This is a genomic window from Methylobacterium endophyticum, from assembly GCF_050591105.1.
In the GTDB taxonomy this organism is placed as follows: Bacteria; Pseudomonadota; Alphaproteobacteria; order Rhizobiales; family Beijerinckiaceae; genus Methylobacterium.
The window spans coordinates 32,007-51,553 of record NZ_JBNHES010000021.1 but is presented as its reverse complement, the minus strand read 5'-3'; the positions used below and the strand labels follow the sequence as shown (position 1 = coordinate 51,553).

The window sequence follows — 19,547 nt, the reverse complement described above, 5'->3', positions numbered from 1 at the left end:
GGATGGCCGGGCGGCCTTCCAGGTGCGGGCCGGGCAGCGCGAAGCACCCGGCCGCGCGGCCCCACGCATGAGCGCGGGGCCGCACCCGCTCAGGCGAGCATGTAGTCGTGCTCCGGGCTGGCGGACGCCGTCGCGGTCTCCTGGAAGATCAGCCTGGAGCCCTCGCCCGTGATGGCCGGGTCGTCGATGAAGGAGCCTCTCGTCCCGTCGTCGGCATTCCACATGAAGTCGTCCTGCGCGAGATCGCTCGTCTTCAGCCCCTGGAGCAGGATCGAGCCGTCGCCCTCCGTCGTCGTCCAGCTGACGCGCACCCCGCCCGAGACGTCGGCGACCGTGACCTCGTCCGGCGTGATGTCGCGGAAGGCGATATGGTCGAACGCGCCCGGACCGGCGTCGAAGCCGCCGGAAACGATGTCGTTGCCGGTGTCCGGACCGACGATGAAGGCGTCGGCGCCGTCGCCCCCGTTCAGCACGTCGTCGCCCCGGCCGCCGTCGAGCATGTCGTGGCCGGCCCCGGCGTAGAGCACGTCGTTGCCGTTCTCGCCCATCAGGTTGTCGGCCTGGTCCCCACCGTAGAGCTGATCGGCGCCGCGGCCCCCCATGAGGTGGTCCTGCCCCTCTCCGCCGTCGAGGACGTCGCGTCCGGCGTCGCCGGACAGGTCATCGTCCCCCGCGCCGCCGGAAAGATGGTCGGCGCCATCCTGGCCATAGTAGAAGTCGCGGTCGGCCGTACCCTCGAAGGCGTCCCGGCCCGCCGTGCCGACCTTCACGTTGAACTCGTCGAAGCGGAAGGCATCCTCGGCGGTCGTCGCGCTGCCCGCGTCGGGGGCGGAGAGGTTGCCGCCCTCGTCCTTGATGAACTTGTCGGCCGTGACGGTCTCGGCGTCGGCGCCGGTCGGACGGATGACCTGGCGATCGTCGGTGAACATGAAGTCGTCCTGGGCGAGCTGCGACTTCTCGAACCCGGCCAGGAGGACCGACCCCCCCTCGCCCACATCCCAGCTGATCCGCACGCCGGCGTCGGTGTCCTCGAAGCGAAGGTCCTCGGCGTTCAGGCCGCGGACGGCCAGGTGGTCGAACATGCCGGGGCCGCCCTGGAAGTCCTGGATCACGTCGTCGCCGCTGTCGGGGCTGATGACGAAGGCGTCGCCGCCGGGCCCGCCTATCAGGATGTCATCGCCGGCGCCGCCCTCAAGGTCGCCGTGGCCGACCCCTTCGTCGAGGTAGTCGCGCCCGTCCTCACCGCGGAGTCCGTCGGCCGCGTCGCCGCCGATGAGCACGTCGGCGCCCCTGCCGCCATCGAGGTGGTCCATGCCACCATCGCCGACCAGGACGTCGCGACCGTTGCCCCCGAGCAGGTCGTCGTTCTCGCCGCGGCTCGCCAGGTAGTCGGCGGCGCCCCGGCCGAAGGCGGTGTCCATCGCGCCCGTCCCGGGATAGGCGTCGAGGCCGGACCCGCCGATGTACAGCCTGTGGTCGCCGAAGCTCAGCTGGCTGGCAGGTTCGTCGTGGGAGCTCTGATGCTGCCGATTGTGCGTCATCTGCCGGGTCCCTGCGCTGTTCGAGGGAGCTTGCGTGCAACCCGCCGGCGTGTGGTACTAACCGGACATACCCCTGCAGGGTACACCTCGCTAGAACTCCGGCATTTGCCGCATTGTTTCCCGCTTTTCCTCCATCTGGGGCCGTTTGACGCGACCGGGTGCGCAGGGTCGGCGACGGAACCTTCGAGGCTCGGGCCGGGACGACTGCGTCGCATCGGATACCGTGGGAGGGTTTGTTGCGCCGGTCCGGGACGCTTCCGATGTGGATCGTGCCGCGTCCTGCGGGTCCGCGACGGCGGGCGAACTTGTCGTCGGCGCTCGGCCGGCGACGTTCGCAGGCCTCGCTCAGCGAGAGGAGCGGCGCGGCCTCGGGACCCCGCCTACGGCCGGAGGCGCGCGGTCACGGGACGCGCGATGGCCAGCACGCCCTTCAGGCCGCTGCCGAAGCGCGCGATGCTCGCGCGGTGGTCGCGGAGCTCGCTGTAGGGAAGGTAGCGCAAGTCCAGCTCGCCCACCCGGGAGAAGGCCGGACGGGCGAATTGCGCCCTGACGTCGCCCTCGCGACTGTCCGGGGCCACGAGGAAGAAGTTGCGGCCGGTTCCACCCTCGATGCCCAGCGCGAGGTCGAGCATGCGCACGATGCCGGAGTAGATGCTCGTCGTGTGCTCGACCTCGAAGGCCGCCGCGACGTCGCCGCTCGCCCCGTCGAGCCAGATCACGTCGATCAGGCGGACCGTTTCGGCCGAGCCGTTCGCGGTCAGCCGTGCAGGCAGGCGCTCCAGGCATCCGTCCGATAGCCGGCCGCCGGCGTAGGGCCGGCTCGCGTCGTTCGCGGCTATCCAGACGCCGAAGCCGAGCGCGAGGCCGAGATCCCGCAGCCAGCCCTGGATCTCGGTGTGTGTGTGGTCGGCGTCCCGGGCGGCCTCGACGGCCTTCGAGGCGCCGGCGGCCTCCGCCCGGACGCGGCCGAGGTCCTCGCGCCAGCGCTCCAGCGCCCCCGCCGTGTCGCGTTCCGGCAGCGGGTAACGGCCGGAGCCGACGTCGAACAGGAAGCCGGCGGCCGCGCCGAGGTCGTTCGAGAGAAGCGACCGGTGGGCGTCGTTGAGGGCGAGGATGCCCCGGCGCATGGCGAGGTACTCGTCCCACCTGCCGAGCTTCACGTTGGCGCCGGCGAGGGCGTTGTACCCCTTCACGATGGCGGTGTTGAACGGTGGCATCCAGGTCGGGTGCAGGAAGTAGAGCAGGTTCGCGGCCGCGGGGCCCAGGCCCTTGATGCGCGCCCGGTCGAGCGCCTGGACCGCCGACAGGACATGCGCCTCGGCGTTGCAACACAGGCACGTGTCGAGGAACCGGCCGAAGGCGAGCTGGTTGTCGCGGTTCTCGTAGATATCCGGGATGCGCAGCTTCGGCTTCCAGAGGAAGGCGTGGTCGGCGCCCTTGAAGACCTGGCGTTGCTCCGCGATGGAGTGGACAACCGTCTCCAGCGAGGAGCCTCGGTACGCATTGCCGAAGGCGCCGGTCCGGATCTCCTCGACGACGGCCTGGATGCCGCGCCGGATCGAGCGGAAGTTCTTGATACGCTCCTCCCACAGGAACCACGTCCTGTAGGAAGCGCCGGCATCCTCGCGCCAGTGCCGGAGGAGCTTGCCGACCCAGGCTTCGTCCACGTCCGTCCCCCCTCCTAGACCCGAGCCAGGCTTCCGCCGCGGAGCATGCCCCGGCCCGGTATCCGACGCCACTAGGTCAACTCCGAGTCGTTCCGGCGCCGCCGAGATCGCGGCGGCGGTGTCGCAACGGCGCAACGGCCTGGCCGTCGTTCGGACCACGGCGGCCGGTCAGCCGGACCGGGCTGCGGGCCTTGCGCGTGCACCGGCCACGGCCCCGGTGCCGGGTCGCCGTGCGCAGGCGCCGCCAGGAAGCCTTGATCGTCATCAGGGCGACGATCTCCGGTCCCGCGGTATCGCCATCGTTGTGAGGTCCCGGGAGGTCCCGGCGAGGCACGTGCGCAGGCGCGCGGCTCGCCCGGGGAGCCCGGCACCGCCCGCAGCCAACTCGCGCGTGGCGAAGTGGCGAGTCGGTTTGAATTGACCCGGGCGTCTCGACGGAGGAGGCCTGGTCTCGCCGCAGGACAGGACCGCACGTGCAGCAGTGCCAACGCTCGCCCCGCGGCTTTCGCTCCACCCTCGTGCAGGCCGAGCAGCCCGCCGTCGTGTCCCGGCGGCCGGGCATGACGAGGATCGCGCCAATCCTATCCGCTGCCGCCGCTAGCAGGTCGATGAGCAGGGCTAAACGGGTGGCGCGCAGGTGTTGCGCCGAATGGCCCTCGCTCGGCGCTCCTCGCGGCGCATCCCGCGCAGGGCGGGCACCGGCAGTCCCGCCTCGCGGCGGGCGCGGCGCTCGGCCGGGCCGTCCAGCCGCAGCAGCGGCGGCACCATGCGCGTGGGGTCGGTGGCGACCAGCACAGGCACGTCGCGCATGAGCAGGGCCGCGTTTTGCCGGGCGCGGGTGAGCGAGCGGTTGGCACCGCGCTCCGCCAGCCTGAGCACCGTCGCCCGCTCGCGTTCGTCAGCCCACGAGGTCTCGCGGGCAGCCATCCTGCGGGCCCTGCGCGCCCGGTTGCGCTCCGTGGTCACCGTGCACGCGTGTTCGGCCTTGGCTGGCCGATGGGCATGATCGGTGCCGACGCGGAGCAGCCAGAAGTTGTCTGTCGTGACCGACCAGTCGTCGGTGCCGCGGAAGCGCAGCTTCGGCAGCGGCCTGCCCGCCTCCCTGGTCATGACGCGGTCCCGCACGCACTGGACCCTGGCGCGGCAGCCCTCGGCGACGGCATTGTTGAGCATGGAGTACGGGAAGGAGCGCAGGACCGGGAGGCGCTCGCACGGCCGGGTCAGCTCCGGCTCGGGCCGACGGCAGTTGGTACGTGCAGGAACCTGGGCGACGTCTCAGGCGCCGGGGTAGGGCCCTTTCCATCCGCCTAACCTCACGGAGAGGCAGTGGGCAAAGGCGTGGGCGAAGGGGACGCGCGCCTCGATGGCGGCATTGCAGGGCAGACGGCAGAGTTGGCCGGCGTGGCCGAGCCCGCCGACCAGAACTGGTCGGCGAAGACGGTGCCGGACACGGTGCGTCCCCTTCGCCTTCCGCAGCGGCTGAGTGTTCCCCTTTCTTCCCGGATGGGCGCGGGCGTCTTCACGGTCAAACCTGATCGCGGCAGGACGCTGGCTTCCGGCGACGAGGGGGAACGAATTTAAGATGACCCACCACCCGTGGCGAGCCGGGCTTGGCGACCGCCTAGCTGGAAGGCTGATGGGCCGTCGCAGGGTAAGGGTCCCGGTGCGGAACGACATCGCATCCCACTGTCCGGCCTTCGCACCGGGACCGCGGCGTCATGCCGCCGGTGAAGGGGTATAGCCGGCGGACGCAACCGCCCGTGCCACGGCGGCCGCGTCTTCCGTCCCGCCGACGGTGAGCGTCTTGCTTCCTAGGTCGACGGTCACTCGCGTGCCGGGCAGGTCTCGCACGATGGCGGCCGTCACCGCTCGCACGCAGTGGCCGCACGTCATGTCCTCGACCCGAAGAACCACCGTGTCGGGTTGGGGCCGGCGTGCCGGGAACGGCGTGGCGACGGAGTTGTTCGTGCAGCAACACATTCAGGGTCTCCTTCTTGAGGACCCCGCCCAAATGGGGCTTCCCATCGTTGGAAGGTCAAGGGCCGCCCGGAGCGTTCGCAGCCGATGCGCCGACCTCAGTCAGCCGGCGAGCGCGGCGGCCGCTCAAGCGGGCGGTGCGAGGCGTCGACCCTTCCTCGGGTTGCGCCACCATCGAGCACGGATCCGGCGCGGGTACCGAGGCGCACCGCACTAGCCGGATTGGCGTGCCCGCCCCGGTCGCGCGTCGCCCCGGACGACCGCTCCCCGCGGGCCTGCCCCGCTTCGGGAACCCCGTTGCGCGGCGGCGATCCTGACGAGGCAGGCCCGGCAGGGGGCGGAATGCCCCGTTCAGCGACTGCCGCCGCCGCTGCCCTGCGGGACGGCGCGCGCCGGCTGGCCGGCGTTGCCAGCCGCTGCCGAGTCGGTCTGGAGGGTGGATGCCCCGGTCGGACCGGGGGCGACCACCACGTTCCGGTCGTTGCCGGTCGTGCCCGGCGTGCGCGTGACCACGGGCTCGGCGGATCCCGGCACGCCGGGCCTGGCGGGCACCTGCGCGGAGGCGGCGCCGGGAAGCGCCGCGGCGAGCAGGCCGGCGAGCGCGAGGGACAGCTGACGCATCGATGTTCTCCGTCTCGCGACGATGCTGTGGTGGGAGAGCCCCTCGGGCTCAGGCGGCCATCTTGCGGCAGCTCTCGGCACAGCGGCGGCACTGCTCGACGCAAGCCTGCATGTCGCCGACCTGCTCGCAGCTGCGGGCGCAGTCCTCGCAGACGTCGGCGCACTCGGCGCAGGTATGCTTGTGGTGCTCCGTGCCGAGCAGCATGAAGTGCGCCGAAGTCCGGCAGATCTCGGCGCAGGCAAGCATCAGGCGCAGGTGCCCGGGCTCGACGTGCTTGCCGCCGGCGGGCAGGCAGTGGTTCGAGGCCATGCCGAGGCAGGTCTGGTAGCAGCGCAGGCACTCGTCGATGCAGGCCTGCATATCGTGGCTCATCTGATGCATGTCGTCGCTCGCATTGTTCGGGAGGATGCTAAGCCTTACTATCAGGGGAAGCCCCGAGGCCGACGAGGCCGGGGCGTCGCGAATGTCAACATACCCAACCGGGGTATTGTTCCGGGTCCCAGGGCCAGCGGTCGCCCGACCATCAGAGGTACACGGCAGCATGGCAGGTTCCGAAGAGGACCATGGAGGCGTCCCGGTCGACCATAGGCAGCAGATCCCGCGGCTCCGTCGAATCGAGGGGCAGGTGCGCGGCGTGCAGCAGATGATCGAGAACGGGCGCTACTGCATCGACGTCGCGCACCAGATCGACGCGGTGGTCGCTGCGCTCAGGCGCGTGCAGTCGGACATGGTGCGCGACCACATGCACGCGCTGGTGCAATCCTCGCTGGCCGGGAACCTCTCGGATACCGAGCGGCAGCGCCTGGCCGACGAGGTCGGCGGTCTCATCGCTCGCATCGTCTGACACCTCCGGCATTCCCGCCAGGCCCGCTCAAGGTCCCGCGCCTGGAAGTCCGGGCAAGAGGCGCGCCATGGCGCCGCCGTAGCTGCCGTCCGGCGCTGCATTCTGCCGGCTGGCCATCGCGGAGGTTGCCCGGCATGGGGCGTTACGATGGCGCCGGGGCAGCCTGCCCCGCCGCCCGGATTGTCGCACTTTGGCAACATCCCGCCGGATCCGGCCAGGAGCCGCGGATTAACTCGCGACTGGCTTTGACGAACGATTGTCGGCGCGTTTACCCATGAGGGGTATAACGGAGGTGCCGATGGCCGGTATGTCGCGACGAGCCCTTCTCACCGGCGCCGCCGGGGTCTTCGGCGCGGCGGCATCCCTGCCGCGGGGCGTCGGCCGGGCCCTCGCGCTCGAACAGCGCAACGGGGTGAGCTTCCTCAAGGGGCCTTACAACCTCGCCTTCTTCTACCGGCACAACCGCGCGTACCGCATCGGCGCCGGGATGCACTTCTTCCACTCGAAGCAGCACGACTTGCTGCAGTTGACGCGCTTCGAGGACCACGCCGCCGTCGACGCCCGCTTCGACAAGGAGGCCCAGGAGTGGCTGCGCGATCCGCCGGCGACCGAGCCGGAGATGCCGTACTACTCAAGCTACGTCGACCGGGCGATGCACACGCTGTTCCGGACGATCGACTGGACGCACATGCATCACGAGCAGACCTACGACGTGATGTCGTTCCGTGAGATCCCTTGGGCCGAGAAGAAGGTTTGGACGGACCGCACGGTCCGCTACTACCTTGAGATGCAGACGCCGGGCGTGCCCCGCAGCGTGGCGCCGCTCGAACTCACGATGCGGCGCGCGGGCATCATGATGAAGCCCTACCTGAACAACTTCCGGAACTTCTACCCGCTCGACCAGAGCCTGTTCTACGTCGCCCACTGGTGGCATCCGGCCGTCTACGAAGCCCAGATGATCTCGGGCAACCATGACCAGGAGGCCGCGATCAAGGCCGTCGAGGAGACCATGTACCGCGAGGTCCTGCCCGACCGCCCCCAGCGGATGGTGCTCTCGCGCGAGATCATGCCGCGCTACTCCCGAATGAGCCCGGAGAGCGCAAACATCTTCGACAACCTGCACATGCTGCACGGCATCGCCTACTCGATCCTGGCCTACAAGGGCTGGTCGGTCGAGGAGAAGCGGGCGGAGATGTACCGCGTCATCGAGGCCATGGGCTACCAGCCCGGCGACGAGGTTTACGCGCGCAAGTTCCGCGAGCCGTATCCAGGATACGATCCGCGCACCTACCCGGCCTGGGTGCGCTCGCCCCAGGGCGCGATGGGCATGATCATGATGGACATGCTCATGGAGATGCTGCCGATGATGTATCCGGGCGGCCTCTCCAAGGACCGGAAGGCCGCCGTCATGCGGCAGATGATGATGAACGGCCGGCTCGGAATCGAGCCCGGCGAGGTTCCCGGCTCGCTCCACGACGCCTTGATGCAGGTCGCCCCCGGCATGCGGATGATGCCGGGCTCGACCGAGCCCGGGGAGACGCCGGCCATGATGGTCGAGCACATGGTCTCCGCCTGGAAGGCCAAGGCCGCCCGCATCCCGGACGTGGCCCCCATCGACATGGGCGTCGAGCCGAGCCTCGGCCCGGCCCGCGTCGCCGTGCGCTGAGGAGCCCCGCGCCATGCCGAAGATCGTTCGCGCCGTCCTCGCGGCCGCCCTCGTCGCCTCCGCCGGCCCGGCGCTCGCCGCGGATCACACCAACCTGGAGGAGGGGCTGCCCATCACCGTTGAGGACGCCTACCCGATCAAGGAGAACGGCCTCGAAGTGCAGTCCTACTTCCAGTATAACCGCACCCGGAACGACCCGCGTGGCCTCAGCAGCCTGATGGCCGTGCCCCGCGTGGAGTGGGGGGCCTTCAAGAACTTCCAGTTATCTGTCGAGGCGCCTTACAGGGTCGGCACGGCGAGCGACACCGACCAGGGAGCGTTCCGGGCCCAAGGCTTCTACAACTTCAACCAGGAAGACCTCGTCCTGCCGGCCCTGGCGGTCGCGCTCGGCGTCAACACCCCCTACGGCCGCATGGCGGGCGGGACCGAGACCGAGCTCAAGTTCCTGGCGACCAAGAGCATCGGCACGCCGGACCCGGAGGGGCTTTCGCCCTACTCCTACGTGCCGCGCCGGATTCACTTCAACGCGTCATGGTTCCACAACTACGACCCAACCACAGGGCGCGAGGCGGAGCGGCGCGACCGCTACCGTGTCGGGGTGGGCTACAGCCAGCTGGTGTCGAACAACGTAGTGCTGGTCGCCGACATCTTCCGCGAGACCGACCGCGAAAGGGGGCGCGCGGTGAACCTGGCTGAGATCGGCGCCCGCTACATCGTCACGCCCCAGACAGTCTTGACCGGGGGTGTCGGGGTCGGCTTCGGCGGCGACCGCCGGCAGGACTTCCGCGTCACGGCCGGCCTGCAGCATTCGCTAAGCTTCCCGTACTCGTTCGACCCGCCCCGCTGAAAGGCCGGACGCGCAGCCTCCCGCAGCCCTCGGCTGGTTTACCGCGAGATCGGAGAGTTCGAATGGGCCCGGAACGCCATGCCTGGACATCCAGGAACGCCGGGCGAAGGCGCCGTGTGCGGCCGGGCGTCCTGGCGGCCGCGCGGAGGACGTTCCTGCGCATCCTGTTGGCCATCGCCGTCGCGGGGGCGTGCGGCGTCGTCGGCAGGCAGATCCTAACCTCCGCGGCCTCGACGGAGCCCTACGCGAGCGGCCAAGGCCCGCGCGAAACCCTGGGAACGCTGCGTTGACCGGCTTACGCCGGCGAAGGCGGTCGTCGGATTTGGGGCAATCCGCGCCGACGCGCGACGGGGCGGCGGCTGCACGGTCGCGGTGCGTCCATGCACGCTCGCACAGGACCAATCCCGGCGGCTGCTGGTGCCGCCGGGTGCCACGGATGCGCGGCGTTCTTCGAGGGGCTCCTTGTCCGCGCGTGCGGCACAGGAGGCCGGCGAGGCGCGCGTGCGCGGCGAGAGGTCGAACACGTGGCCCCGGCGCCCGAGCGGTCGAGAAGCGGGTCCGGGACGAGTGCGGGCGCGCGCGACCGGACGAGCGGGTCGGCGTCTTGCGTTCGCCGTCACCACGGTGAGGGATCTACGCATGCACCTCTGCATTGCGTCGTAGCTGGCCGGGAGGCGTCGCGGCTGGGCCGAGGGGTGGACCGGCTGCCGTTAAAACTTCGAGAGGCATCCAGGGTCCGACGAACCCGCTCCCGAGAACGCCCGCCGGCTCAGCCTGGCCGGAACGTGCTGGGGGGGCGGCCGGCCGCGACCGGTGAGGCCGCGAACAGGTCCGCCGGCGAGGTCTCGTCGAGCGCCGTGGTCGGCCGAGCCTCCATGGGCGCCTCCGACCGCCTCCGCTGTCTTGGTAACCGCGAAGTGCCGGCCGGGTATCCGACCCTGCGACGGCGGCGACGAACGTGACGGACGTTCGCCGAATCGAGCGTACCGCAACGAATCTTAAGCGGCCGTGTCGCCTACCGCCAAGCTAGCTGCGCGGCATCCGCCGGATCATCCGCGGCGCGCAGGCCAGGGCGGTCCGCATCGTGACCTGCCCCGCCCGCAGCGGTCCCAGGGCTGCCCGGGTCATGCGGCCTTCGTCCCGGCCTTCCGGCGCAGGAAGGCGGCGGCCTCGGCCGCGGGCAGGGGTTTGCCGAACAGGTATCCCTGCGCCTCGCCGCAGCCGGACAGCCGCACCGCGTGGAGCTGCCGCTCCGTCTCGACGCCCTCGGCCGTGACCGCAGCGCCGAGGGAGGCCCCTAGGCCGGCGATGGCCCCGACGATGGCTGCCGTGCCCGGATCGTCCACCGCCTCGACGAAGGAGCGGTCGATCTTGATCCGGTCGAGCGGGAACCTCCGCAGGTAACTCAGCGAAGAGTATCCTGTGCCGAAGTCGTCGAGCGCGAAGCGCACGCCGAGGCCTCGCAACTCGTGCAGGAAGGCCAGGACCGCGGGGTTGTCCCGCAGGAGCGCGGTCTCGGTGATCTCCAACTCCAGGCGACCGGCGTGCAGGCCGGTGGCGGCCAGCGTCGCGACGACGCCCTCGACCAGGCCGGGCCGCATCAGCTGGACGGCCGAGACGTTGACGGCCAGGCGGATGTCTCCCGGCCATCGCGCCGCCTCCTCGCAGGCGTTGCGGAGCACCCACTCGCCGACCGGCACGATGAGCCCCGTTTCCTCGGCCACCGGTATGAAGGCGTCCGGCGGGACGCGGCCCCGGGTCGGGTGCGTCCAGCGGATCAGCGCCTCGAACCCGGTGACCGCCAGCGAGCGCGCGTCGACCACGGGCTGGTAGTGCAGCTCGAACTGGTCCCGCGCGAGCGCGCCGCGCAGGTCGAGCTCCAGCCGCTGCCGGCCGCTCGCGGCCTGGCCCATCGCAGGGTGATAGAACCGATACCCGTCGCGGCCCGAGTCCTTGGCCGCGTAAAGCGCGAGGTCGGCGTTCTTGAACAGCGTGTCGCCGTCCCGGCCGTGCTCCGGCGCGAGCGCGATCCCGATGCTGGCCCCGACCGTGATCTCGTGTCCCTCGATGCGGAACGGCGCCTGAAGGGCCTCGACCAGGCGCGCGGCCACGGCGGCGGCCTGCCCCGGGTTGGCGACGGGAGCGGTCAGCACGGCGAACTCGTCCCCGCCGAGCCGCGCCAGGACGTCCCCCTCCCGCAGGCGGTCGCGCATCCGGGCAGCGACGGACCGTAGCAGCGCGTCGCCGGCCGGATGGCCGAGCGTGTCGTTCACCGCCTTGAAGTGGTCGAGATCCAGGCAGAGCACGGCGCACGTCGCGTCGTGGTGGCCGACCTCCGCGAGCCGTCGGTCGAGGCACTCGCGGAAGCGGGTCCGGTTCGCGAGGCCGGTCAGCGCGTCGTGGTGCGCCATGTGGGCGATCTGGGCCTCGGCCCGCTTGCGCGCGGTGATGTCCGTGTAGGTGCGCACCATTCCGCCGCCTTCGAGCGGCACCGTACGGACCTCAAGGATGGTCCCCTCCGGGCGCTCCCGCTCGTGGATCCGGCTGTCGGCCTCCCTCCCCTGCTCCCGTCCCGACGGACGCGGCGCTTCGGCCGGGTCCGCCGTCTCGCCGCGGGCGGCCTGATGGCGCCGCACCGCCTCGAAACTCGGCTCGCCGCGCAGGAGCTCTCCCGGCAGGTCGAGAAGCTCAAGCGCGCGCCGGTTGTGCACGCGGACACGCCGTGCGGCGTCCACCATGAGGAGGCCCTGGTCCATGTGCTCCAAGGTCGCGCGGAGCAGCGCCGAGGTCGCGCGCAGGTCGTCCTCGACCCGGACGAGGTCGGTCACGTCCATGCAGGCGCCGAACAGCCCGACGACCTCGCCCGCGGCGTCCCGCTCGGCGACCGCGTGGGCCAGCACGACGCGGATCTCGCCGTCCGTACGAACGAAGCGCGGACGATGCTCGTAGGCCTCACCTCCCATGGCGGTCCTCTCAAGGGCGACGCGCACATCCTCGCGGTCCTCCGGATGGAACGTGTCGAGCACCGCTTGCTTCGTCGGCGCCCCGGCCCCGGGTGGACGGCCGAAGATGGGGTACATCCCGTCCGACCACGTGATGCGCTCGCTGGGGAAGGCGATGCGCCAGTGGCCGATCTTGGCCCAACGCTCCGCCATGCCGAGGTCGCGGTTTGCCCGGTGCAGTTCGTTCTCGCGCGCCTGCAGGGCGACTTTCGTCTCCTGCAGGCGAAGGTGCGAGACGGCGAGTGCGGCGAAGTCGCGGAGCCGGCGCCTCCGCGCGTCATCCAGCGCCCGCGGCTGCGTGTCGATGAGGCAGAGGGTGCCGAGCCGCAGGCCGTGCTTCAGGCTGAGTGGCGCGCCGGCGTAGAACCGGATGCCGGGCGCGCCGGTGACGAGCGGGTTGCCCGCGAAGCGCGGGTCCAGGCCGGCATCCTCGACCACGAGGATGTCGTCTGACCGGATGGCGTGGTTGCAGAAGGCGGCATTCCGGGCCGTGCTGACCGCGAAGGTCCCGACGCCCGCCACGAACCACTGCCGTTCCGCGTCGACGAGGGAGACGGCCACGGTCGGCGTGCCGAGCATCTCGGCGGCGAGGCGGCAGATGGCGTCGAGATCGGGATCGGGCGGCGAACCGAGGATGCCGAGGCTGCGCAAGGCCGTCAGGCGTTCGGCCTCGTGATCGGCAGGCGGGATCATGCGCTCGTCCAGTGCCCGGCCGTTCGACCGGCCTTCATCGGGAGGGGCGGGCGGCTCGCTGCGCCGCCGTTCAAGCAAACGTATCGCCGTCAACCGTTAAGGCATACCTACGGGGGGTTCTGGTCCGGCATTCTGGCCCGGCCGCCTCGCTAGACTGGCCATGACAGGGCGCCGGCGTCTTGTGGGCCGGGGCGTGGGCTCGCGCGGCATGCCGCGTCCCCCGGCCGGCCTTCCCTCGAAACGGTCGCGACACGCGACTTGCGGGAGCCGCGGTCTGAGCCGCGCGGCCTCGGCCCGCCGACCCACGCAGGGCCCAGCGGGGGCCTGGCCATGGCCGGTCTACCCCAGGGCCGGGCTGCATCGGCGCCGGTTCCCGACGGCGCCATGGCCGTGTTCGGCACAATGTCCGCGAGCGAGCGCTGCCGCGAGGGAGGCTCCGCACCGGCACCTGGCCCTGGGCTCCAGCGGCGTCGCGTCGGAACGGGCGACCGCGTCCGGCCCGGTGTCCATTCGGGTGGCGCGCCGAGGCGCGGCCGAGATGGCTCCGGAGGGCGATACGCATCCGCTGAAAGGCTTGTTTAACCTTACCGCCATTCGCTGGCGGGCCATGGTCCGAAATGCTTGCCGTCCGTCGCCGGGTGCCGTAGGTATGGCCATGGCCATGGATGCCCTGGCCTGCAGCTTCGTTCAGGGCTGCGCCGCTTCAGGCCAGGGGAGCACGCCATGTTCAACGACCTTCGCTCCGCCGTCAGGCGCATCGAGGAGGAGATCGAGAAGGTCGTCGAGGAGCAGAACAGGTTCCTGCGCTCGACCGCGTCGCGTCTGGCGGTCCTCTACCTTCAGAAGGAGCGCATGGAGGAGCTGTTGGCAAAGGCGGGGACGGAGCCTGTCCCGATGCCCTCGCCCGTGACGCCGACCTCGCCCCCCGCGCCGGCGAAGCCCGTGCGGACGGGGGCGCCTTCCCTGGTCCTAGGTCGTGCGGCCACGGTGATCGTGGAGGCGCTGGAGCGGGCTGGAGAGGCCGGCCTGTCCGGGACCGAGCTGAACGATGCCGTCCGAGACGCCAAGATGAGCAAGGACGCTTCCGAGAAGGCGAAGACGCGTTTGAAGCGCCTGGGCCTGGTCCGCCACGATGAGCTTGCTCGCCGGTGGTACGCGCTGCCTCCGGCGTAAGTAGGCGCCAGATGACGGCGGCCGGAGAAGTCGGGGCGGGCGGGTGCCTGAACCTTAACCAACCGGGAAAAGTCAGTCCGGGCAAGCTACACCGCAGGTGTAAAAACTTGCCGGAACATGGTACTATTCGACTTGGATGATGGAGGCGTGCATGGCGGCCAGTCACCTCAAGCGGGCGTTGACCTCTCGCCCGCATGCTCCGGCGGCTGACCGGCCGGTCGGGCGGGCACGGGCTCGTGGCCCGCCCTTGGGTCGGGCTGACCCGGGACCTCAAGTCTCGGACGGGCAAAAAGAAACGCGCGGCCCATGGGCCGCGCGCTTTACCCTGAACTCGCCTCTCAGTGTCGCAGCTGCCGCGAGTGTCAGGCATCCCGCGCCCAAAGGCTCGGGATTGGCCAGCCAAGGCCAGCGGGTTTCTCCGAGAGGCTGCCAGGCCGCTCGGATCGACGAGAGTACACTAGCCGCACATGCGCGCCTGCGCAAGCGTCTCGTTGCGTTCGTCCTGGATCCCGTTGGCGACCATCGCCGAGGACCCGCCCCCGAGGGGCGCGGGCCCGGTCCCTTCGCCTGCGAGAGGACAAGACCCATGGACGACCTGGATTTCGGTGGCCTCACCGACGACGACCCCGTCTCCGCTGCCTTCCTCGACCCCGACTTCGACCGGTGGGACGGCGACATCGCGCGCGCCCTGGGCCGCCGGGCCGCCGACATCGACGGGCGGGGCCCCTCCGACGGGGACGACGCCGACCGCTGAGCGTCCGCACCGCGGTTCGCTCCCCTCCCCCGGCCCAGGCCGGGGGAGTCCCCTGTCCAGCGACGGGCCGCCCCGCGGCCGTCATGCCGGAGTTCCGTGATGAAGACCCGTGACCAGGAAACGAACGCCTCCCCTCCCGCCCTCGATGATCCCGCCCGGGCAGCATCGTGCCGCCAGGTGCCGCCGGACGCGCACGACCGGTACAGGCCGGTCAACGTCCCCTCCCCGCGTGCGCTGGCGTGCGTAGGCATCAGCCAGGCAGCCCTCGCCGTTCGCGTCGCGGACCTCGGCCTCGACGTCGTCCACATGACGCTGGGCCGCGACGAGGGCACGGGCCTAGTCGTCGCCGCCGCCCTCGACGCGGAGCGGCGCAGACCGGTCGATGTCCTCAGGCTGTTCGGTGACGGCTCGGGCGCGGCGGGCGGGCTCGGTGCGGCCTGGCCGTGCCTGGGCGTGCCGGAAGTCATCGTGGTGGACCACGCCGTCGGGTACCATGACACGGGCTTCCACGAGGCCGCGTGGCGGATGGGGATCCAGGTCCTGCACCGGCCCGCACGTGCACTTCCGGGACAGGCGCACCTCAACGCCCTGTTGGGCCGGTCCGGGGCCTGTCGGGACGGTCAAGGGCGAAGCGCCGTGACCATGGCGGCGCTCGTCGGCGCGGTGCATGCCTGGATCGCCGCGTGCTACGCGTCCCCGCGCAGCCGTGACGTGGATCCGATGCGGACCGTCCCGCCCGCCGGCCCGCCGGCAGCGTCGCGGGCTCATGCCTGGGCGTTGCGGGGCAAGGCCGGCCGGAACATGGTCGACCGGATGGCGGCAAGCCGCCGCTAGGCCCGGCAGGGCCATGGGCCGCCGTCGCCCGCCGGGCCCTGACGTCCGACCCGGAGGGCGAGGCGCGCCCAATCCAGGGGCCGATGTCCCTGCTTCGCGGCCCCAGCGGACATCGGGCCGCGGCAATCCCTCGCCGAGTGGCAGGGGCCGTCGGAAGCCAAGCCGCTCGCCGGGCGCAACCGACAGGCGCTTTGAGAAGGCGTCGAGGCGGGGGCAGGGGCGCGCGATGGTGGGCACGAGCGTCGCCGTCCCCGCGCCGCTGCAGCGATGCACCGACGGGGCCCGGCACGACCGCGGCCCCGCCGGGCTCGCCCTCGCCCTCCGGCCGGTCGGATGGTGCGGAGCGCCCGGCGCACCCCTCCTCGTCGAGACGCACGTGCCCGCCTCGGGCACCCGGCGGCCCGGGCCACGGTTCCTGACCCGGCGCCATCGGCGAACCATGTCCCCCGACCTCCGCGGCCGCCACCTCCTCGGATTGGAGGGCCTCGTGGGCGTCGAGCCAGTCACCGATGCGCTGGTCGACCCGGTCGGGAAGACGCCAGGGCACCGAATTGCACATGGGAGGAGCAGAACTCGCCCGGGAAGTCGAAGGGGGAAGCAGCCACTCGCCGCCGGTCTCGTGGTCGAGACGCCCGAGGAAGGTGGGCTCTCCGCTCGCGGGATCGCGCGGTACCAAGCTCCACCGCATGTGCATGGCGTTAAGGACGAAGGACTCGATCAGGGCCCCGCAGGTGCCGAGCGATAAGCTGGCAACGCGCCAGGTGCCGCAGCATGCTCGACCGTGAGCGCGCCCTTCCCCGCGAGCAGATCCCCGATCCCGGTCAGGGGTTCCGAGCGGTTGTGAAACACGCGGAAGGTCCAGACCCCGCTCAACTCCCCGTCCGCGTCACCGCCCTCACCGGAGTTAGGCGAGACCAGCGCTCGGCCTGAGAGCCACGCAATCCTGTGACCGCGCGGGCCAGGCCTTGCTTGGCACACGGATGTCCCCGCTTGCGGCCGAGGATCGGAGGGCGGGCCGCAGCTTGTCCCTTTCACGACCGCCCGGACGATCAACGCGTGCTCCCGGGCGGAGCAGCACTCTGCCGATTCGGGCCCGCGCCACTCGCGAGCAGCGGTCCCGGCGGGCCCCGCGAGGGTGCCTGATCCGCGGCGGGGCGGCTCCGTCCCAACTCTCCGGTGCCCGCATGCCCACTTCCGGCCAAGTTCCGTGTGCCTTCAACGCGTCCGACGCTTCTACCGCCGGCATCCCGCCCGTCTCGGAGGAGGAAATCCGTCGGGCGATGCGGGCCGTCTTCGCGGTTTGCGCGCCCGAATCGAGCATGATCCTGAACGTGTTGCTGGACAACCTTCTCACTGCCAGCCAAGCGGGAGGCATCCTGCGGTCCAAGCTGCACGGCCTGGACGTCGGCTTACGCAAGCACCTCAGGCAGACGTGGCTCGACGGGGTCGTCATGCCGCTCGCCAGGTCGCGCAACCCACTCCATCGCGCCGCCTTCTCCGCCTTGCCGCAACTGCGGGACCCGCGGGACGTCTCCGGCCTCCTCGCGGCTGTCGGACAGATCGCGGGCGAGGTCCCGGAGCACACCACGGCGCGGGATCACCTCGACGGTGCCGTCCGCTTCCTGGAGGCGCTCCCGATCCTGATGCGCGCGGTCGAGGCCCTCGAAGCCCGGACCTTCGCCCAGGGGGCGGGCCGCTCGCGAGCGGTCGGGTACGATTCGGGGGCACGCGACGACACGCTTGCCCGTCAGGTGCGGTCGGTCGCGCATGAGTTCCGCAAGACGGCGCGGAAGGCGCTCGCGCCCCTCGTGGTGCGCCTCGCGGACGCCATCTTCGAGGCGGAGTTAGGAGCGGTCCGAAGCGCGTCGTTCGCCCGGGCCGCGCCGGTTCTGCGGTCGCCCCCGGTCGGGGGACCGAGGAAGCGGGGCTTGGAGGGGCCGCCCTGGCGTCGTCGCCTGCTCGAAGGGCTGCAGGGCGATATCTGGGGCGGCTTGGGGGAGGCGCTGGAAACCGTGCTGCGGCGCCATCCCGGGCTGGAGGTCATGGAGGTCGCCGTCGAACGCAGCGGCGACCTGTCCGGGCGGGCTCGGGCTATCCTGGCGCGACACGGGATCCGGTTTGCGGTCGCCACCTGCTTCGACCTTCAGCTCGGCTCGATGCAGCACAGGGCAGAGGATCTCGTCGGGCCCGGCCACCGGGCCGACCGGCCCGCCTGGGCCGAGGTGGACGCGTGTCTAGACGCCCATGTGCCGCCGGAACTCGACACCTCCTCCTTCCGCCTGATGCGCCGCATCCTGGAACGGGACGGCGGCGACGGCTTCGTGCTCGATGCCTACGCGGAGGACCAGCTCGTGATCGCTTGCCGCGCCGGTGGCCAGCTTCCGGCGGATTTCGCGGACTGGCTCGTCCGGGCCGCCGACGCCGAGGGCGTGACCCTGCGGTTCGCCGCCGACGACGGTGGACCAGCGGTCTCCAAACTGGCGCGCGTCGGCTTCGCGTGGGTGGAGGGAAAGGAGCGGTTCTTCATGACGCGGTCGGCCGCGCCCGATCCAGGAACAGGCCCCTTGCCCTGAACGGCGTTCTGCCGGGCGCGGGTTGAAGGGAGGGCCGGCCGATGTCGCGGGCGCCGGCCCCACATAGCGCGAGCGGCGCAAGCCCCGGGCCGACGTCGCCGGTCCGGGTTCGATGATGAACCGGGGCGCCTTCGGGGCGCGCCGGCACCGGTCGGCAGCCGCCCTGCCGGCTCGGCACGTGGCGACGGAAGCCTCGGGCCGCACAGTATCGTAGGAGGGATCGAGCGGGCACTCTCCGGTTCCCCCTGTCCTCTTGAAGCGACGCGAGGCGGCACGGCGGCGCCATGTTCCTCGGGCCGCACCTACCATGGCCGGGCGCGTGCCGGGATCGGACGCGGATGGAACGGCCGCGGGCATGCTCCACGGCCGCTCGCGTTGCCGGTGGCGAGGCCTCGGGATGTCGCCCAGCCGCGCGGGCATTGGAAACGGCCAAGGTTCCCGCGACCGACGGTCCGGCAGCCGGTGAAAGCACGCAGCGCCTTATGGACACCAAGCTCGAACTCATGTTGTTGTCGAGCTTAGATGACAGGGGGAGCCGACATGGTGATCGTCAGGATGCCGGGTGGCGACGTCGAGTATATCGCTCCGGACGAGCTCCTGTGGATGCGTCAGGCTTTTGACCACGAGTTCAAGGATGCGGTGATGCTCCGCATCACAGGTGACCGGATCTACTCCGTGGAAACGGTGGCTTCCCTGGCCGCGAAGTTCGCCGCAGCCGGGGCTGCCATGGCTCGGCTGACCCCTCCCGAGGGGGCCATCGAGATGATGGTCAGCGCGGAACGGGTCCGCGAGGTCGAGCCGCCGAGCCCCGCCATCCACCACGAGGGCGCCGGATCGGTCCTCAAGTTCGGTCCCAAGCTGATGCTCGCTGTGCGTGAGAGCGAGGCCGAAGCGGAGGCCGTCCTGGCCGAGGCGCTCAAGGGTCGGTCGCCGGCACCTGCGGCATTGGCCGCGGCGGCCCTGGGAGGCGCCATCGTCGGTGCTGCGGTCGCCGTAGCCGTGACGGCGCCGGGTGCGGAAGGCCCGGATCGCGAGCCACAGGAGCGCCCGGAACCGGCGTGAGGGCCGCGGCGGCGCGCCGGGCCCGCTCGTGCCCCCTCGCCCGGCCCGCCAGTGCCGTCGGGGCGGGCCATCTGTGTGTTCGCGCGCCGGGTGTGGCTGCCGGCGGGCACGGCTGGCGATGCAGACGACGCGTCGCCGCGCGCCGCTTCCGCTCAGGGTGCGGGCTCCGAGCAGGACACGCCGGTCGCGCAGGGCGCTGGCATGCGCCGCTCCTCCGAGTTCGGTGTAGGCGGGGCTAGGCCGAGCCCTCCGGAGCGGCCGGTCCCCGCCGATCTCGTTCGCCCTATGTTCC

Annotated in this window: 16 protein-coding genes; 9 read left to right on the top strand and 7 right to left on the bottom strand. The window is 71.3% G+C overall.

Features of this window, described 5'->3' with window-relative positions; translation table 11 throughout:
* Positions 1-89: 89 nt before the first annotated feature.
* From ACP56T_RS19300 to ACP56T_RS19290, 3 genes are all read right to left on the bottom strand, one after another.
* The gene (locus tag ACP56T_RS19300) at positions 90-1,541 is read right to left on the bottom strand and encodes a calcium-binding protein (RefSeq protein ID WP_241101791.1); all 1,452 of its coding nucleotides are present in this window, start codon (positions 1,539-1,541) and stop codon (positions 90-92) included.
* Between the two features lie 380 nt (positions 1,542-1,921).
* Positions 1,922-3,208 carry a type II restriction endonuclease gene (locus ACP56T_RS19295; RefSeq protein ID WP_144766841.1) on the bottom strand — a complete coding sequence of 429 codons (1,287 nt, stop codon included), beginning with the start codon at positions 3,206-3,208 and terminating at the stop codon, positions 1,922-1,924.
* A gap of 618 nt (positions 3,209-3,826) precedes the next feature.
* The gene (locus ACP56T_RS19290) at positions 3,827-4,381 is read right to left on the bottom strand and encodes a hypothetical protein (protein WP_144766840.1); all 555 of its coding nucleotides are present in this window, start codon (positions 4,379-4,381) and stop codon (positions 3,827-3,829) included.
* A 153-nt stretch (positions 4,382-4,534) separates the two neighbouring features.
* Here ACP56T_RS19290 and ACP56T_RS19285 point away from each other — a divergent pair, with 153 nt between their 5' ends.
* Positions 4,535-4,789 (top strand): hypothetical protein, encoded by a 255-nt coding sequence (locus tag ACP56T_RS19285; protein ID WP_430913788.1) that lies wholly within the window; start codon positions 4,535-4,537, stop codon positions 4,787-4,789.
* A gap of 135 nt (positions 4,790-4,924) precedes the next feature.
* Here ACP56T_RS19285 and ACP56T_RS19280 read toward each other — a convergent pair whose 3' ends face one another.
* The 3 genes from ACP56T_RS19280 to ACP56T_RS19270 all read right to left on the bottom strand — a co-directional run bounded on the left by ACP56T_RS19280 (position 4,925) and on the right by ACP56T_RS19270 (position 6,188).
* Positions 4,925-5,188 carry a heavy-metal-associated domain-containing protein gene (locus ACP56T_RS19280; RefSeq protein WP_082773351.1) on the bottom strand — a complete coding sequence of 88 codons (264 nt, stop codon included), beginning with the start codon at positions 5,186-5,188 and terminating at the stop codon, positions 4,925-4,927.
* Between the two features lie 348 nt (positions 5,189-5,536).
* On the bottom strand, positions 5,537-5,806 hold the full coding sequence (locus ACP56T_RS19275) for a hypothetical protein (RefSeq protein ID WP_066927216.1): 270 nt from the start codon (positions 5,804-5,806) through the stop codon (positions 5,537-5,539).
* A 49-nt stretch (positions 5,807-5,855) separates the two neighbouring features.
* Positions 5,856-6,188, bottom strand: coding sequence for a four-helix bundle copper-binding protein (locus tag ACP56T_RS19270; protein WP_144766838.1), 333 nt, complete (start codon positions 6,186-6,188; stop codon positions 5,856-5,858).
* A 160-nt stretch (positions 6,189-6,348) separates the two neighbouring features.
* On the opposite strand from ACP56T_RS19270, the gene ACP56T_RS19265 reads away from it, so the two are divergent.
* The 3 genes from ACP56T_RS19265 (at position 6,349) to ACP56T_RS19255 (ending at position 9,164) form a co-directional block, all read left to right on the top strand.
* Complete coding sequence (locus tag ACP56T_RS19265) at positions 6,349-6,651, top strand: metal-sensitive transcriptional regulator (protein ID WP_066920382.1); 303 nt, start codon at positions 6,349-6,351, stop codon at positions 6,649-6,651.
* Positions 6,652-6,958: 307 nt separating this feature from the next.
* The gene (locus ACP56T_RS19260) at positions 6,959-8,317 is read left to right on the top strand and encodes a hypothetical protein (protein WP_430913787.1); all 1,359 of its coding nucleotides are present in this window, start codon (positions 6,959-6,961) and stop codon (positions 8,315-8,317) included.
* Between the two features lie 13 nt (positions 8,318-8,330).
* The gene (locus ACP56T_RS19255; protein WP_241101787.1) at positions 8,331-9,164 is read left to right on the top strand and encodes a hypothetical protein; all 834 of its coding nucleotides are present in this window, start codon (positions 8,331-8,333) and stop codon (positions 9,162-9,164) included.
* Positions 9,165-10,288: 1,124 nt separating this feature from the next.
* Here the strand turns inward: ACP56T_RS19255 and ACP56T_RS19250 are convergent.
* Complete coding sequence (locus ACP56T_RS19250; protein ID WP_430913786.1) at positions 10,289-12,859, bottom strand: sensor domain-containing phosphodiesterase; 2,571 nt, start codon at positions 12,857-12,859, stop codon at positions 10,289-10,291.
* Positions 12,860-13,582: 723 nt separating this feature from the next.
* Between ACP56T_RS19250 and ACP56T_RS19245 the strand changes: the two genes are divergently transcribed.
* The 5 genes from ACP56T_RS19245 (at position 13,583) to ACP56T_RS19225 (ending at position 19,255) form a co-directional block, all read left to right on the top strand.
* Positions 13,583-14,032, top strand: a complete 450-nt coding sequence (locus ACP56T_RS19245; RefSeq protein ID WP_430913785.1) for a hypothetical protein — start codon at positions 13,583-13,585, stop codon at positions 14,030-14,032.
* 586 nt (positions 14,033-14,618) lie between these two features.
* Complete coding sequence (locus ACP56T_RS19240) at positions 14,619-14,786, top strand: hypothetical protein (RefSeq protein WP_156453582.1); 168 nt, start codon at positions 14,619-14,621, stop codon at positions 14,784-14,786.
* 99 nt (positions 14,787-14,885) lie between these two features.
* The gene (locus tag ACP56T_RS19235; protein ID WP_430913784.1) at positions 14,886-15,620 is read left to right on the top strand and encodes a hypothetical protein; all 735 of its coding nucleotides are present in this window, start codon (positions 14,886-14,888) and stop codon (positions 15,618-15,620) included.
* A gap of 1,280 nt (positions 15,621-16,900) precedes the next feature.
* Positions 16,901-18,193 (top strand): hypothetical protein, encoded by a 1,293-nt coding sequence (locus tag ACP56T_RS19230; RefSeq protein WP_430913783.1) that lies wholly within the window; start codon positions 16,901-16,903, stop codon positions 18,191-18,193.
* 540 nt (positions 18,194-18,733) lie between these two features.
* Positions 18,734-19,255, top strand: a complete 522-nt coding sequence (locus ACP56T_RS19225) for a hypothetical protein (protein ID WP_144766833.1) — start codon at positions 18,734-18,736, stop codon at positions 19,253-19,255.
* Positions 19,256-19,547 lie beyond the last annotated feature (292 nt).

What these genes read in the sequence shown, in the direction of transcription:
- ACP56T_RS19300 (WP_241101791.1), bottom strand. Translation starts at nt 1,541, where the DNA reads ATGACGCACAATCGGCAGCATCAGAGCTCCCACGACGAACCTGCCAGC.
- ACP56T_RS19290 (WP_144766840.1), bottom strand. Translation starts at nt 4,381, where the DNA reads ATGCTCAACAATGCCGTCGCCGAGGGCTGCCGCGCCAGGGTCCAGTGC.
- ACP56T_RS19280 (WP_082773351.1), bottom strand. Translation starts at nt 5,188, where the DNA reads ATGTGTTGCTGCACGAACAACTCCGTCGCCACGCCGTTCCCGGCACGC.
- ACP56T_RS19275 (WP_066927216.1), bottom strand. Translation starts at nt 5,806, where the DNA reads ATGCGTCAGCTGTCCCTCGCGCTCGCCGGCCTGCTCGCCGCGGCGCTT.
- ACP56T_RS19270 (WP_144766838.1), bottom strand. Translation starts at nt 6,188, where the DNA reads ATGCATCAGATGAGCCACGATATGCAGGCCTGCATCGACGAGTGCCTG.
- ACP56T_RS19265 (WP_066920382.1), top strand. Translation starts at nt 6,349, where the DNA reads ATGGCAGGTTCCGAAGAGGACCATGGAGGCGTCCCGGTCGACCATAGG.
- ACP56T_RS19260 (WP_430913787.1), top strand. Translation starts at nt 6,959, where the DNA reads ATGTCGCGACGAGCCCTTCTCACCGGCGCCGCCGGGGTCTTCGGCGCG.
- ACP56T_RS19255 (WP_241101787.1), top strand. Translation starts at nt 8,331, where the DNA reads ATGCCGAAGATCGTTCGCGCCGTCCTCGCGGCCGCCCTCGTCGCCTCC.
- ACP56T_RS19250 (WP_430913786.1), bottom strand. Translation starts at nt 12,859, where the DNA reads ATGATCCCGCCTGCCGATCACGAGGCCGAACGCCTGACGGCCTTGCGC.
- ACP56T_RS19245 (WP_430913785.1), top strand. Translation starts at nt 13,583, where the DNA reads ATGTTCAACGACCTTCGCTCCGCCGTCAGGCGCATCGAGGAGGAGATC.
- ACP56T_RS19240 (WP_156453582.1), top strand. Translation starts at nt 14,619, where the DNA reads ATGGACGACCTGGATTTCGGTGGCCTCACCGACGACGACCCCGTCTCC.
- ACP56T_RS19235 (WP_430913784.1), top strand. Translation starts at nt 14,886, where the DNA reads ATGAAGACCCGTGACCAGGAAACGAACGCCTCCCCTCCCGCCCTCGAT.
- ACP56T_RS19230 (WP_430913783.1), top strand. Translation starts at nt 16,901, where the DNA reads ATGCGGGCCGTCTTCGCGGTTTGCGCGCCCGAATCGAGCATGATCCTG.
- ACP56T_RS19225 (WP_144766833.1), top strand. Translation starts at nt 18,734, where the DNA reads ATGGTGATCGTCAGGATGCCGGGTGGCGACGTCGAGTATATCGCTCCG.